Annotated in this window: 10 protein-coding genes; 3 read left to right on the forward strand and 7 right to left on the reverse strand. The window is 36.7% G+C overall.

The genetic code is table 11. From position 1 onward, the window contains the following. Positions 1 to 84: 84 nt before the first annotated feature. A complete protein-coding gene (rpsA, locus tag NK356_RS19495) occupies positions 85 to 1,875 on the reverse strand; it encodes a 30S ribosomal protein S1 (protein ID WP_034695342.1) in 1,791 nt (596 codons plus the stop codon). Positions 1,876 to 2,382: 507 nt separating this feature from the next. Here rpsA and NK356_RS19500 point away from each other — a divergent pair. Further along, on the forward strand, positions 2,383 to 3,690 hold the full coding sequence (locus NK356_RS19500) for a DEAD/DEAH box helicase (RefSeq protein ID WP_034695341.1): 1,308 nt from the start codon (positions 2,383 to 2,385) through the stop codon (positions 3,688 to 3,690). A 177-nt stretch (positions 3,691 to 3,867) separates the two neighbouring features. Here NK356_RS19500 and NK356_RS19505 read toward each other — a convergent pair whose 3' ends face one another. Further along, positions 3,868 to 4,761 (reverse strand): SMP-30/gluconolactonase/LRE family protein, encoded by an 894-nt coding sequence (locus NK356_RS19505; protein WP_253317804.1) that lies wholly within the window; start codon positions 4,759 to 4,761, stop codon positions 3,868 to 3,870. Between the two features lie 253 nt (positions 4,762 to 5,014). Here NK356_RS19505 and ccoG point away from each other — a divergent pair, with 253 nt between their 5' ends. Further along, positions 5,015 to 6,457: a cytochrome c oxidase accessory protein CcoG gene (ccoG, locus tag NK356_RS19510; RefSeq protein WP_253317805.1), complete on the forward strand. Its 1,443-nt coding sequence runs from the start codon at positions 5,015 to 5,017 to the stop codon at positions 6,455 to 6,457. Positions 6,458 to 6,636: 179 nt separating this feature from the next. Here ccoG and NK356_RS19515 read toward each other — a convergent pair whose 3' ends face one another. After that, positions 6,637 to 7,518 carry a helix-turn-helix transcriptional regulator gene (locus tag NK356_RS19515; protein WP_253317806.1) on the reverse strand — a complete coding sequence of 294 codons (882 nt, stop codon included), beginning with the start codon at positions 7,516 to 7,518 and terminating at the stop codon, positions 6,637 to 6,639. Positions 7,519 to 7,728: 210 nt separating this feature from the next. Between NK356_RS19515 and NK356_RS19520 the strand changes: the two genes are divergently transcribed. Beyond that, a complete protein-coding gene (locus tag NK356_RS19520) occupies positions 7,729 to 8,073 on the forward strand; it encodes a MerR family transcriptional regulator (protein ID WP_034695336.1) in 345 nt (114 codons plus the stop codon). Between the two features lie 439 nt (positions 8,074 to 8,512). Here the strand turns inward: NK356_RS19520 and NK356_RS19525 are convergent, their stop codons facing one another. From NK356_RS19525 to NK356_RS19540, 4 genes are all read right to left on the reverse strand, one after another. Beyond that, a complete protein-coding gene (locus NK356_RS19525; RefSeq protein WP_253317807.1) occupies positions 8,513 to 8,779 on the reverse strand; it encodes a hypothetical protein in 267 nt (88 codons plus the stop codon). After that, positions 8,776 to 12,165 (reverse strand): DUF6443 domain-containing protein, encoded by a 3,390-nt coding sequence (locus tag NK356_RS19530; RefSeq protein WP_253317808.1) that lies wholly within the window; start codon positions 12,163 to 12,165, stop codon positions 8,776 to 8,778. The genes NK356_RS19525 and NK356_RS19530 overlap by 4 nt, the downstream gene beginning before the upstream one ends. 6 nt (positions 12,166 to 12,171) lie before the next feature. Continuing rightward, the gene (locus NK356_RS19535) at positions 12,172 to 15,600 is read right to left on the reverse strand and encodes a hypothetical protein (RefSeq protein WP_034695333.1); all 3,429 of its coding nucleotides are present in this window, start codon (positions 15,598 to 15,600) and stop codon (positions 12,172 to 12,174) included. 7 nt (positions 15,601 to 15,607) lie between these two features. Continuing rightward, positions 15,608 to 16,411, reverse strand: an 804-nt coding sequence (locus NK356_RS19540) for a T9SS type A sorting domain-containing protein (protein WP_253317809.1), incomplete at its 5' end; no start/stop codon positions are given.

Raw genomic sequence — 16,411 nt, forward strand, 5'->3', positions numbered from 1 at the left:
ACCTTAAATATAGATCACACTATAATATACTCATAAAAAAAGCCGCTCAAATGAGCGGCTCCTTATGTATAAATGGTTCAAAGATTATTTCCCTTCTTCCATTTTTCTTTTCAACTCTGCTAATGCATCGATGTCTCCAAGAGTAGATCTTTCTTCGTTGTTAGAAGAAGAAGTTACGTTTCTAGAAGAAGCTTCTTTTACGTTTTTCTTCTCTTCGTCTCTGAAGATACCTGTGTGAGATACTACTACTCTCTTGAATTCTTTGTTGAATTCGATTACTTTGAATTGAGCATCTTCACCTTTTTTGATTTTAGATCCATCTTCTTTCTCTAATAATCTTGAAGGGCAGAATGCTTCTACTTCAGCATCTTCGAATTGAACAGAAGCTCCTTTATCGTGAACTTCTACAGCTTTACCAGCGTGGATAGTTCCTTCAGCATATTTAGTTTCGAATTTATCCCATGGGTTTTCAGTCAATTGCTTGTGACCTAGAGATAATCTTCTAGCTTGGATATCTAATTCAAGAACTACAACGTCTAATTTATCACCTACTGCGCAGAACTCAGATGGGTGCTTGATTTTCTTAGTCCAAGAAAGATCAGAGATGTAGATTAATCCGTCGATACCTTCTTCTAACTCTACGAATACACCAAAGTTAGTGAAGTTTCTTACAGTTCCTACATGCTGAGATCCTACCGGATACTTAGCTTCGATGTTTTCCCATGGATCTTTAGACAATTGCTTGATACCAAGAGAAATTTTTCTTTCTTCTCTATCTAAAGTTAATACTTCAGCTTCTACTTCATCACCTACTTTTACGAAATCTCCAGCAGATCTTAAGTGAGTAGACCAAGACATTTCAGAAACGTGGATTAATCCTTCAACACCTGGAGCGATTTCTACGAATGCACCATAGTCAGCAAGAACTACTACTTTTCCTTTTACTTTGTCACCTACTTTCAAGTCAGCAGAAAGAGCATCCCAAGGATGAGCTTCTAATTGCTTCATACCTAATTGGATTCTTGTTTTCTCATCATCGAAATCAAGGATTACAACTTTTACAGTCTGTCCGTCCTCTAGGATTTCAGATGGGTGGTTCACTCTAGACCAAGAAAGGTCTGTAATGTGGATCAATCCATCAACACCTCCTAAGTCAATGAATACACCGTAAGAAGTAATGTTCTTAACAGTTCCTTCAAGAACCTGACCTTTTTCAAGCTGAGCGATGATTTCTTTTTTCTGACCTTCGATATCTGCTTCGATCAATGCTTTGTGAGATACCACTACGTTTTTGAACTCAGGGTTGATTTTCACAACTTTGAACTCCATAGTTTTTCCTACGAACTGATCGTAATCTTTAATTGGCTTAACGTCAATTTGAGAACCAGGTAAGAATGCTTCGATTCCGTGAACGTCAACGATCATACCACCTTTAGTTCTAGATTTAACAAAACCGTTAACGATTTCTCCAGTTTCGTGAAGTTCGTTTACTTTATCCCAAGCTTTAAGTGTTCTAGCTTTTCTGTGAGATAATTGTAATTGACCAGTTTTGTCTTCTCTCTTGTCAACCATTACTTCTACCTCATCACCTACTTTAAGGCCTTGGTTGTAACGGAATTCGTTTAGAGAGATAACACCTTCAGATTTGAAGTTGATGTCTACGATAGCTTCTTTGTCAGTTAATCTTACAACTTTACCAACTAAAACGTCGTTATCGTCAAGGTTGTTTAAAGATCCGTTGTAGATTTCTTCTAAATCGCTTTTTTCTTTTCTCGCATCTGCATCAAGACCTGATTCGAATGAATCCCAATCAAATTGTTCTGGTGCTACGTTTTGGTTTAATAAAACCTCTGCTGAATTTGTCTCTTTTGACATTTTCTAATAAAATTTGTATTCCTTCTTTTTTAACGGTTTGAATAAATGCGGATTAAAAAATACGGAAGTAATTAATTGTAAGTAATTTACTCTTCAAACCTTTTCGCCACAAAAGTGGGTGCAAAGATATGAATTTTATTTAAAATAAGCAATAGATTTCAGCAGGCTAATATTTAACTTATATATTTAAAAATCAATACTTTGATTAAAAGAATGCTTCGACTGAGCTAGGCATGACAGCTGATATTGCTTCGTTCTAAATTTAAAACAGTTAGTATTAGAGATGCCATGCTGAGCAGGGTCGAAGCATCTATAACTAGTGGGAGATAAAATGAGATTCTTCATTTCGCTACGCTTCATTCAGAATGACAGGAACGCAGAATTAAAGAAGAACATTACAGTCCTATCCCTCTCAAACTCTCCTATTCTAAAACGCTACCACTCTAGAACTCTCAACCCCTCAAACTCTCCCACGCATCACCCGCTTAAATTCACTACCTTTGCAGCATGGAATTACAGCCGATCTATCAAAAACTGCAGATTCAGGATATGAATCAAATGCAGAAATCTACTTATAAAGCGTCTGAAAACAATACAGACATTGTTTTACTCTCCCCAACTGGATCCGGGAAAACGCTAGCCTTTTTATTTCCTGTTCTCAGAAATCTGAAAAAAAATGTTCAGGGAGTTCAGGCATTGATATTAGTTCCGGCAAGGGAACTTGCTTTACAGATTGAGCAGGTTTTTAAATCTATGGGGACAGATTTCAAAGTTTCTGTCTGCTATGGTGGACATGATAAAAAAATTGAGGTTAATAATTTGATTGAAGCTCCGGCTGTATTGATCGGAACTCCTGGAAGGGTTGTTTACCACTTAAGAAATAACAATTTTGATCCGAAAACGATTAAAACACTGGTTCTTGATGAATTCGACAAAGCTCTGGAATTGGGTTTTCATGATGATATGGAATTTATTTCCAATTCTTTAAAAGGACTTTCTCAAAGAATTTTAACATCTGCCACAGCTATGGATGAAATTCCGGCTTTTACAGGCTTAAAAGATGAAAAAGTAATCAGTTTCCTAAAAGAAAATGATGTAAAACCGGATCTCCAACTGAGAAAAGTAATGACTATTCCTGAAGAAAAACTGGATACTCTTTTCAATCTGGTTTGTAAAATCGGGAACAAGAGAACTTTGATTTTCTGCAATCACCGTGAAGCTGTAGACCGTATCTCTGAACTTCTCAACCAAATGGGAATCGACAGAGAAACTTTCCATGGTGGTATGGAACAGGATGAAAGAGAACGTGCCTTACTGAAATTCAGAAATGATTCTGCAAGAATTCTTATTACCACAGATCTGGCTGCCCGCGGACTTGATATTCCTGAAGTAGAATCTATTGTTCATTATCAGCTTCCTCCAAAAGAAGATGCTTTCATTCACAGAAACGGCCGTACAGCAAGAATGAATGCCAAAGGTTTTGTATACCTGATCATGACTGAAGAGGAAAACTTCCCGTTCATTAAAAATAATACCCCTGAAGAAAGTGTTGCCGGATTTACTAAAGTTCCGCAAAAAACACCTTTCCAGACTGTTTACATCAGTGCAGGAAAAAAAGATAAAGTGAACAAAGTGGATATTGTAGGATATTTACTAAAGAAAGGAGAATTGCAAAAAGAAGATGTAGGAATTATTGAAGTAAAGGACACCACATCCTATGTTGCCGTTGCCAGAAATAAAGTAAACGCTCTTTTAAGAAAACTTCAGAACGAAAAACTGAAAGGTAAGAAAGTGAAAATGGAGGTTGCTTATTAAGAGTTTCATCAACCACAAAGTCACACATTAATTGTAATACGTGCGAGGAATTCCCCTCCTCTGGAGGGGTGGCGAAAATTCTAAGAATTTTTGACGGGGTGGTTTCATCAGCATAACAAAAAGAGTTCTGAAATTTTAAATTTCAGAACTCTTGTATTTATATATAATTATTAAAGTTTATCTGATCCCTCTCACCCTTGTAGGAAAAGTATACACAGATTTCGAGGCAGTAATAAACAGAATATCATTGTTTTTTCCACCAAAAGCCACATTGGATGTCCATTTCTCAGGAATAGAAATATGATAGATTTTCTTTCCCAAACGGCTAAAAACATGTACGCCATCTCCCGTTAAGTAAAGATTTCCATGTTTATCCAGCTCCATTCCGTCTGAACCCATTTCACAGAAGAGTTTTTTCTCAGATAATTTTCCTTCTCCTAAAATATCATATACATAGGTTTTTCCGGCATCAATATCAGAAATATAGAGTTTCTTTAATTTTTCGCTTCCTACAATTCCATTAGGTTGTGTGAAGGTATCCAGTTTCGTAACTTTTCCTGTTCTATCTCTGTAATAAAGACTTTTATGTTGGATTTCCTGTTTAAAACCGATCCAGTAATCTCTTTCATACAAAGGGTCAGTAAAGTACATTCCTCCCACTTCATCATTCCAGACATCATTGGGTCCGTTCAATCTTTTTCCTTCAAAACCTTTTAGCAGAACTTCAACTTTTTTGTCTTTGGAAATCTTCCAGATCTCACCCTGATCGTCTGAACAGGTAATCAAATAGCCGTCTTTATCAAAGTGTGTCCCGTTGGCTCTTCCTGTTTTATCTAAAAACTCTATCACCTTATTACTTTTCCAGTCCCAATAATAAATCTTATCATTTGGCTGATCGGTAAAGTAAACATTCCCTTCTTTATCTGCTGATGGTCCTTCTGTGAAACTGAACTTGTCGGAAACCATTTCCGGTTGTACTCCTTCATAAAACATTTTACTATAATTTACTGATTGACAGTTTACCAATGCGAAAACCAAACCAATCATACTTATTTTAAAGATATTCTTCATGCTTCATTTTTAAAGCTGCAATTTACGATATGGCTCAAAAGTATCAAAACATTTTCTCATTTTGATACAATAAAAACCACCGAAGTAAAATGTCCCAATTGTCCTATTTTGGACGTAGATCATATTAGTAATAAAAAGATATAATCCGGAGCTTTGCAGTAACAGGATCAATCACTTTTTTTCATGGAAAATATCTTAAAAAAATGATGAATCCGGATGAAAATTGTACCAAAATACTTTATAGCATACAACAATGAGCGCAGAGTCCAACAATATCAAGTCTTTGGAAATTGAAAATGAAGATTTCAGAAATTCCGTAGGAACCATGGATGAAACCGGGAAAAGAAAATGGATATTCCCCAGAAAACCTAAAGGAAAGTATACCAACTACAGAAATTACACCAGTTATCTTCTTCTTGCGATTTTCTTTGGATTACCTTTTGTAAAGATCAATAACAATCCTTTTCTTCTCATTAACGTGATCGACAGAAAGTTTTTTATTCTTGGACAACCATTTTACCTGCAGGATTTTTTTATCCTGGCTTTAGGAGCGGTAACCTCTGTCATTTTTGTGATGTTGTTTACGGTGGTTTTTGGAAGAATATTCTGTGGCTGGCTGTGTCCGCAGACTCTTTTCATGGAAATGGTTTTCCGCAAAATCGAATACTGGATTGAAGGTGACCGAAATAAACAGATGAAGCTTGACAGACAGGAATGGGATGCGGAGAAAATAAGAAAGAGGCTGACTAAATGGTCTGTTTTTCTTCTCATTTCACTGATTATTTCCCACTTTATGTTCATGTATATTGTGGGCTACGAAGAAGTTTTTCGTATCATGAGTGAAGGACCGGAAGGAAACTCACTGAAGTTTCTTGTTATGATTTTCTTTACCATGACGTTTTATTTTGTTTTCGCATGGCTTCGTGAGCAGGTTTGTACGTTGGTTTGTCCTTATGGGAGACTGCAAGGGGTATTGATTGACAAGCAAACCATCAATGTATATTATGATTTTAAAAGAGGTGAAGGCCGTGCCAAATGGAGAAATAATGAAGATAGAAAAGCTGCAGGAAAAGGAGATTGTATCGACTGTAACCAATGCGTTGTGGTATGTCCTACAGGAATCGATATCAGAAACGGACAGCAGCTGGAATGTGTAAACTGTACAGCCTGTATCGATGCCTGTGATGAAGTCATGGAAAAGGTTGGTTTACCTAAAGGATTGGTACGTTATGCAACGGAAGCCGAAATTGAAAATCAGGATAAATTCCGTTTTACCCCAAGAATGAAAGCAACAACCGTTATCCTTGCATTATTAATCGGATTCCTTGGATTTTTAATGTACGATCGTGGTTCTATGGAAGCAAAATTCATCAAACCGGCAGGTTCTACATTCTTTGTTAAAAACGGTAAAATCACCAACACCTTTATTTACACTCTTCTGAATAAATCCAACGAGAAAAAAACACTTACCATAAAAGTCATTACTCCAACAAATGCAGAGATCACTTATTTTGGTTCTGAAAAAATCATATTGAAAGGAGATCAGATCCTGAAAGGAAACATCAACATTTCCTTCCCTGAAGAACAAATTAAGTTCTCAAAACAAAATATGGTCATCGGAGTATTTGATGAAAAAGGTCAGTTGGTAGATTCGTTTGAAACGACTTTTGAAGGACCGTTTAAGTTGGCACTTTAGGTTGAAGATGGTAGGTGATAGGTTGCAGGTTGTTGGGATCAGAAAAAGTCGTTGATATTTCCTTAATTCCCTTCCTCTGGAGGGGTGACAAAAATTCAAAGAATTTTTGACGGGGTGGTTTCCAACAATCTTTCATTAAACATTAAACTTTGAACCTTGAACTCTAAATTTTACACTCATTAAGCCTTATATTTCCTCATGAACTGAGTAGGAGTCATTCCGGAGCTTTTCCGGAATACTCTTACAAAGTAGGAATATTCTTCATACCCTAAACGGAAAGCAATTTCTACCAGACTCTCGTTCAGATACATAAGCATTCTTTTGGCTTCCAGCACTACCCTTTCTGTAATCACATCAGTAGCCGTTTTTTGAACAACAGTCTGTGCAATCCTGTTCAGGTGTTTGGATGAAATTCCTAATAAAGAGGCATAATGGGTAATGGATTTATGTTGGGTAAAGTTTTGTTCAATCAGATTTTCAAAATCCTGATAATGTTTAAAATAAGAAAGTCCGGCAGCTGAATCCATTGTATCAAAATCCTTTGAAAACAATCTGGAAGCATTGATGAAAATCTGAGACATCAATGATAAAATCAGCCCTTCTTTCATTATACTTTTAGTCTGATGCTCTTCTCCCAATTCCTGAAATAATCTAATGTTTTTCTTAAGCTCACCAGCATCCAACTGAAGTTTTCTCGGAAAAGATACAGATCCGAAAAAAGGAAAATTTCTCAGTTTCTGATTCACATAATGCATTTCATAAAACTCCTGAGAACAGAAGAAAATATATCCATCAATATCTTCGGAAAGTTCCCAACTGTGAATCTGTCCCGGCGACAGAAAAAACAAGCTTCCTTCCGAAACTTCATACCTTTGAAAGTCTATTTCATGTACGCCTGTTCCTTTAGTAAAAAGAACCGCAGCATAAAAATCATGTCTGTGAGGTTTCTCTATATGACGATGTCCCACCACCAAATGATTCTTCATTGTATTAAAATAAAAATCTGAAGTATTTTTACCCGCCTGAAAAAGGTCGATATGAAGAACAGAAATTGGATTCATTTATATTTATGTATCGTAAGAATTCACAAATTTAGACAAAAAAGAGCTGGTAAATAACGGTCCTCTGTATATGCTACAATAAATGTGTGCCATTGAATCATGAATTTGGCCCTATAAATTCCATTGAAACAAAGTATGACCGCACTTTTTACAATATATTTTGGGTGAAACTTTAAAAAATTTTTATCTTTGAAGTTTAGGAGTTGTAAAATGAAAATAAATTTACCTGATAAGCTGTATTATTCGATAGGAGAAGTTGCTAAAGCATTCGATGTAAACACTTCATTAATACGTTACTGGGAACAGGAATTCCCGATTATCAAGCCTAAAAAAAACAGAAAAGGAAACCGATATTTCACTCCTGAAGACATCAAAAACCTTCAGATGATCTACCATCTGGTAAAAGAAAAAGGATATACCCTTGACGGAGCCCGTGTTGCCCTGACGACCAACAGTAAAATTTCTGAAACTATTACTCTGATTGACCGCCTGGAATTTGTAAAAGCTGAATTGATTAAGCTGAAAGAATCTTTGGGAGAAAGAGAGGAAGAATAGTTTCTTTGAAAATATAAAAACCTCCGCTGCAATGAATTGCAGCGGAGGTTTTATTTAAGTCTAACAGGAAATACGATAAACAGCTATTTTTACAATATACTATACCTTAGCTCCCCCTTGACTAAGGAGATTATAAGGGTTATAGAACGGGCTGAACGAACTTTCTAAGTTGCTGAAGACGATTTAATGGTTAACAAGATTTCAGGTTTCTGAGCCAAAAATAAAACCCACCGCGGTTGCAGTGGGTTTATTTTTATCTACCACACGAAAGGATTCGTGCGGGAGCGGGGGATTACACTCTCTAAGAATAAAACAGATAACCTTTAGATTATCTGTTTTTTAATTTACTTAAAAAGTTCTAGTCTTAGATTCTACCTATTTTCAAATTTCAGACAGAATCTTAATAGTTTATAATTAAGAGAACCATCACATCAGAAAATTATTTATTATAAGCTACTATATCAAAATATAATCCATAAGAATATATTAAAAAAAACAACACATTAATTGATAAAAACAACCATTTAAAATTGTTTTTGATTTTTATTGAATCAATACCGCCATATAAACTATATAAACAGCCTATTAAAGAAAGAGTAATCATAACATTTTGTGTCGTTAAGAATGTATAATCGCTTTTAGAAAAAATTACTATTAAAAGGAAATAAGCAATATTAATTAGTAAAATTATAATATTTTTTCTCATGGTTTCTTTTTTTCTTTTGTATTTAACTCTTTTACTACAGCATTATATGCATTATAGCGATATTTATTATCAATTTGTGTATGAGCTGCACTTACAGGTACATTTATTCCTTTTGTTTTTGAAGGATCATTAATTTCAATATCTTCCCCACCTATCCCAGAATGCATGAATCCATCATTTTTATTATAATAATTAACGGCTGTTTTAACATTAGATGGTATTTTATCATCATCAATCCCAACTCTTGGATCATCAGCTATATCTAATGTAAATAATAAATCAACTTTGATATTAGGATGTTCATTTACAAGTTCAATCTCATTGTCAGCACCCATACTATGTCCAACCATAATTAATTTACCGCTTGGGCTCTGTTTTCTAAAACTTTGAATCGAGGATAAAATATCATTTTTAGTATTTTCCCCTTTTGAAGAGGCAAAGATACCAACTTGTGTTGTTTTGCTATTAAGATTATTAATAATTCCTATACCATCATAATCTATTCCTCCATCCTTATTTGTTTTAACAAAATTTTGAGCTTGTGTTGCCCCATTAGGCGGATTCCCTACCCATCCTTGAGTTACAATAACTAAGTTTTTAGTAGTTTTATTTATTTCCATAGGTTCTAACCCTTCAAGTTCCCTTGAATCAACCACTCTGTTTCCACTGAAAGCATAGGTTGACCAGGTGTTATATTTTTCACTTAGCGGGTCCACATTAAAGAACCTCGCCATACCAGTGTCATAATTCCTCCATCTATAAGAACTCCATTTAGTATCAATCTGGTTTTCCTGCCCCTGAGTAGAGTATCTATAGCTTGGGGTTACTGTACCATTAATATTAAAATCTCCGCCAAACTCAAGTCCGAAAGGATAGTAATGATTGGTTCTGTCTATTCTCAGGATACCGGAAGCATCTTTGTAATACGCTAATCTGACATTTCCGACCTGATCTGTATAATTATAAATATACAGATTTTTAACAAAGTCATAATAGCCTTCTGCAGTAGGAACAAAGCTTAATACATCATCGGTGTATTGAAATTCATCCAAATAGTCTGTTTTGCTGATAGCTTCCAACTGTCCTCTACCTGTTCCATAGGTATAGACTTTTCTCAGTTTGGCTCCGGCAGCATTATACAGATATTTTGTATTGACATTGTAAGTCTCAAAATCATGTGTGTTATATAATTTATTAAATTTTATATAGTTGGGAAGATTAAGGAAATTATAGTCTATCTGTAGCATTCCTCTATCCTCATGGGTAATCATGTTTCCGTTACCGTCATAAGGAATTGCAGTTGATACTGAAGCCGGATATCCTGCATAATTACTTGTAGCATCACTTACTGTATTAACTCTGTTCCCTGCGTAAGTATAGGTGAGATCATCAATCTGCTCTGCTCCAAAATTTTGCAACAATCTATTTCTTTTAAGACTTTCGATATTACCATTTACATCATAGGTAAGACTTTCATTAAAATAGTTATTCTTTGGAAGAGCTGCATTAGGTTCGGAATAAATACCATTTTTTAGCCTGTCTAATCCGTCATACTGATAATTATACCTTCTGAATGTACCATTATCCGCACTTGACCAATCTATCTCTGCAATATTCCCGTTGTATTTGCCAGTAGAAACTGTGGAATATACTGGATTATGATATTTAATTTCATAGGCAAAGAGCTTCCCGTTCAGGTTGGCAGGATCATTCACTTTCGTAATCCATCCTCTGGTATTGTAGGTCTGGTCTATAGACTGTAACGGTGTACCCGTGGTATTTCCTGTCTTTTTATTGGTAAGCTGTCCCAGATCATTGTAAGTGTTTTCTACCAGCAGTTCTTCTGGCTGGCTGTTCACTTTGTGATAATGCTTCAGCAGTCTTTTCTGCCCATCATACACAAACGTTTCTTTGATCACCACTTCTGCATCTGTATTCCCTTTTTTGTGATAGGTATAGCTTTCATCTACAGCACCGGAGAAATCAAGCTTAAATTCCTTTTTGGTATAACCTCCTAAATGATTCCAGCTTTTTTCTGCTACTTTTCCTCCTTTGGTATTGTAATAGAAATAGGTTTTCGTCCAGCTATCATCTTCAATATTTTTCACATAAGAGGCGGTGGTCAAACCTTGAGTATTCGCACCTCCGTTAAGCGATTTATCTTCGTTAACTACATATTGATCAAGAATTTTCGCAGGAGGAAACTCTTTGGTATCCCTTGGATAAGAGTCATAATAATGAACAGAAAGAAGCGTCTGAAAATTAGTAAAAAGAGTATTGGTGTAATACACTACAATCCCGTTTTTGCTGAAACCTATAGCAGTAGGGGTTTCGCTGATGACAAGATTATTAACCTGTCCCTGCAGATCTGCACGGCTTCCTCCGTCAATGAGCCCTGTATAGGCAATACGGCCAAAGGCATCATACTTGGTCATTAGCCATTTCCCTTTATTTTTCAGGTTTACATCCTGGGTAAGCACCGGGCGGTCAGACGCATCATACACCACAGATTCCCAATCGTCTCTTCCGGGCAGCCTTTTCTCCACCTGTCTGTCCAATCCATCATATCGGTACTGGTAACATAGAGTGTTTACAATATCTGTGGTAACAATATTGCTGTTTTGTTCAATTTTCTTTACTGCCAGAGGGGGAATTACAAATGCTTTTTGTCCGTATTCATTGTACACATAATAGGTATCAATGTTTTGGGTTCCATCTGTTCTACGTACGAGAATAGTCTCACCACGTCCGTTCTGAAACTGTATCACAGGAGTTCCATCCTCATCGGTTACCGTATTTTTGTATAATGTTCCTGCCCCATAAAATTCACTGCCTGGGACTATGGATACAGAAGAAACCGTTTTGTTATCTGTTCCGGTTGTACTGGTAGTTGTATTGGTGATAAATTTCTTTACTTCTAAGCCCTGGTTTACTTCATATTTATACTTTTGGGTATGTCCGGATGCCATTTTCCAAGGTTCACCCGGCTGGGCCACTTGTTTTACCCTGTCCAATGGAGAATTTTCAATCTCTCTTTCTGTATACGCATTGGTGACACCGTAATAAGAATTAGCCGCCGTTTCATTCACAATCCCAGTATGGATTGCTGAATTGAGGCTATTGGCAGGAACAGGAAGAATATCTTTAGCCTGTCTTCCATACCCATCATAAGTAATAGGAGTAACTAAGTCTTTCCCGGTAGTGGTTGCTTTTACGCTAATGATCTGTTTGGGTCTTCCTAATCCGTCAAAATAGGTAACTGTTTCTGTTTTCTTGCTACAGTCTCCATTTAAACAGGTTTTAGATTGCACATAGTTTTCTGTGGTGCTTTGTGCAAATGCCGTCATCGCTGTAAACAGCAGACCTAAAAGTTGTATTTTTTTCATTGGTGTTTACTGTTTATAATTATACTTGAATTCTTTAACTACCTTATAGCTATAGGTTCCTGTGTTGTCTCTTTCCCTTACCTGAACCTGCTTCAAGCGGTTAGCTGTGTCATAGATATAGAGTTCTCTAACTCCTGAAGGTGGAGTAATGGTGGTTACCCCTATTAAAGGATCGTAAGTATATTTGGTGGTCATTCCAACAGGCTGAAAAGCATCAAGAGCCAGTAAGAGTTCAGCTTCTTTCGTTGGATCAGCAGCATCTTCATTGGATTTCGCTACCATAGTATTGATCAAACCTTCCACCTGACTATACAATGCCCCTACAACTTTGGCAATAGGTCTTGTTTTGTTGTATCCCCACACAATACTTACCGGAGTACCATCTTTCTCCCTGTATTGAAGAATATTTCCTTTGTCATCATATTTTTCATAGGTAACATCCTTAGAGGAAGTAGCAGGACTCAGGGTATCATAAGAGTATTCAGATAATGGAAGTACAAAGTTTCCGGTAACCGAATGAGGCAGAGCCGTTGGATAAATTGTTTCATCACGGGAAGTCACTTTGGTGATATTATTTACCGTTTGTTGTGCTTTCGTTTCCAATGGAATCCCCACCATGTTTTTATTAATCATCAGCTGGTTATTTTTCTCGTGAGCATACTGATAGGTTTTTTCTGCAGTAGAAAGATCAGGGAAAATTGTTTTCTCACTGGTCAGTTGATGGTGTTTGGGATTGTTGAAGAAATATTGGGTTTCTGTTTTCATGGCATTACCATTCAGATAATCTGTTGTTTTCTGAGACTTCAGGTATTCGAAATGAGAAATGTTTTTATACTGCATAATATCCAGGTTATCCAATTGTTCTTCAAAAGTGATCACTTCACCTGCATTCTTGCCATAGCATCTGGTTTTGTAATAGGTTGTCACGTTATGTGCTCCAGGGGCAATACAATCTTCAAGTGCAGCGGAAGTGTTATAAATATGATGATGATCGGTAGTACAAACTGTATATGAAATCATTTTTGTGATATCTTCAGCGCTGCAGGTATAGGTAACATTCTTAGGGATTGGATTCTCATAGTTCTTTCTGATCGAAAAACCATCTACCTGGTATTTTCTACTGTTGTCTTCCTCATAGTTCATCTCTACGGTGCGTACCAGACTACCTCCTGCATCAAGATATTGAGTCAGAATTTCTCGTCCATTATTCCAACCAAAATTGGTCCATACAGAGTTTCGGATATTATCCCCATGAATTACTTTTCCGAAATCATCTGCATTGGTAGAGTATTTATGAATAATATTTGATTTTCCTTCTACAATTTCCTGCACGGTTTTATAAAATACATTGGGATGGGTAGCAAATAGCTGATTAATATTGGAAGATGTTACCATTGTATAGGGAAACCTTTCTACTCCTGTAGGAACTGATCCACTTGGCAGATTGGGATTATTTGTACTACAAGTTCTGGTATAAAGAAGCTGCTCCTGAAATGCCGGAGTTCTTAATACAGTAGCTTCCGTGTTTTGTTCATTTAAATCACGATAAATAAACTTTCTTGTATTGGCTACTCCATTTTCTGAGGTATCTACAATTTTAGCGATTCTTAAACCTCCAATAGGCACTTCTCTGTCTCCATAAACTGCCTCTTTACTGGTATAGCTTGCGGATGCTGTGGAACGGGTACAAACAAATAGTGTCCAAAGCTTAAGGGTTAAAGGTTCATCTTTCTGGACATGGGCAAAAATACCTCCTCCATTATTGGTAGGAAAAGTAACTGAATTACCTGCATTGGTAACAACCCCTGTTGAAGTTTTATAATACAATGGCACGGCTTGTCCACCGGGTTTCAAGAGGCTAACAATAGCTCTGTGCTTTCCGGTGATTTGTTCAGCAGGATCACACGTATTGTTAAACTGGGCACTCCCTCCCAAGCTTATTTCTTCTGTTTTTAGTGGAGTAAAAACCACTGTATTTTCAACATGAGCATTATTATCATCCGCAGTTGCCTTGATCTGGACCCCCGTTCTTTCTGATGGGCTCAACATCACATTTTTCTCAATCGAAGTATTATTTTCATAAAAAAATTCAGTAGAGCCTTTAGTAGGGTAAATAACCTTCTGAAGCATCCCTATTGGTGTATGTTGCGGGCTGACTGGCTGCGATGCTCCGTTATATGAGCTCCACAAAGCTACCTCATATATAGAAGGGACAAGATTGGTGTTGCCGGTTACACCATTATAATATCCCCAACTATCTCTACTGAAGGAGAGTCTTTGAGGAAATACATCCGGTAAATTATATTCAAACCCATAGGTAGTATTTAAAATACTGTCTACGACGGAAGTGAGAAATAACCTGTTGTTGGCTGTAAGGTTGTAATTAAGGGTAACATCATTAATAATACTGCCGTTAACTTTTCTAGTAACCTTTTGCAATCGTTTATAATCACTGCTGCCTCCTGATTGTAGGTAATCAAATATAATCTCTCCATAAGAAGGATTGTTACTGTATATTCTCTTGATCTGTTTTCCGGCAACGGTCTGGTTATGGCTGATCAGCTCACTGACCTGAGGGTATCGGATGAATGCAGGATTTCCACAACTTGATGTCATTGGACCCGCGTTAGGTGATGTGTAAGATAAGGTCTGTGACTGGCTCATCGTGTTGGTATAACCACCATCTACATTTTCAATAAATACAATTTCTCCACTGTTTATATCCTCAATTTTTGTCAGATACCAGGCTGTGGTAGAAATGGATATAAGAGAATGTCCTGCACCAGCGGTGCGGTTAGATGTCGTCTCTTTATCTGTAAAATAGTATTTGGTTCCATTATCTACCGTTATAGTAAAGGAATTTCCTCCACTAGTTCCCTCAATCACTACATCTTTTTGGGAATAAATGACAGGAATTCCTTTTTTGTCAAAGACAAATTTAATCTGCATCCCTCCAAAACTTGCCATATACAAATCCTGCTCTGTATCTATATCATCAAAGGAAGCATCCTGGAAAAACTGCATGACTGTTGGATGGTTTACGCCAAGTCCATCAATATTAGTGGGAATCACTACATTGCTCTGATGGTCTTCATCAGGCATATCTCTTATTACCCTGGTTATTACGCCTCCTGAAACAAGATTCCAGCCTAAGCCTGTAGAGCCATTCATATCATCCACTTTGATTCCATTGGAAAAATAATTAAGTCTGATGGGAATAGTAATATTTCCTGCTGCAAAGGAGGTTACAGGGATATCTACATTAGCATTTCCCGTGAAAAGACTTACGGGAAGGTTTCCAAAAGAGCCAAGTTTGTAAGACTCTGCAGATGGAGGAATAATATTTGGAAGGGTGGATGGTTTGCTGCCTGTAGTTTGCGCTAATGCTGTTCCAAGGGACAGGCAAAAAAACAAACTGGTTATATTCTTTTTCATTGTGTTTTTATTTCTTAATTAATTTAGCACTTGCCGTTTTGTTGGTATCTGTTTTTATGGTAATTAAGTAAGCTCCCTGAACCAAAGCCTGGGTATTAACCTTAGTAACTCTGTTTTTGGTTTTTATACTTTGAAGTTGTCTTCCGCTCATGTCATACAACAGAATATCTGCTTCTTTGAAGTCGTTGAATCCTATTTCTACATAAGCATAATCTGATACTGGATTCGGATAGATCTTGATATCATATTTTTCAATCAACTGATCAACTTGTTTGTCTCCCAGCTTAACAATCTTCCAGTTCTCTTTACCTAATTCTTCTGCACTGGTTCCTGCCAGAATAATAGAACCATCTCTGTTCAGTTTTAAATCAGAAAGCCTTTCTTCTTTTTGTCTGGATTCTCCTTTCACATGTTTCCTCCACTGTTCATTTCCATTCTGATCCAAATACAGCATCCAAAAAGTTTCATCATCTGTCTGTATTCTTCCTTCTGCCTGAGTGTATCCTCCTAATAAAATTCCTTTAGAAGAGTTGTCATCCGCAGAATGAAGAACGCTCATTCCCATCAGAATATCACGGTTGCCAAAACTATAGGACTTTTGCCACTGTTCTTCACCTCTTTCGTTTAGGGAAATAAGCCAAAGATCTGTTCCTTCTTCAATACCTACGGTTTTGTTTCCCGATCTTTCTGATCTGGATTCTCCACCAATGATAAAACCAGTTGAAGTTAAAGCCAGGGTTCTCAAATGATCATCTCCTTTTCCACCAAAGTTCTTCTCCCATTCTACTTTTCCGTTCTTGTCGAGTTTTAC

This window comes from Chryseobacterium sp. S0630 (assembly GCF_024158915.1).
Lineage (GTDB): Bacteria > Bacteroidota > Bacteroidia > Flavobacteriales > Weeksellaceae > Chryseobacterium.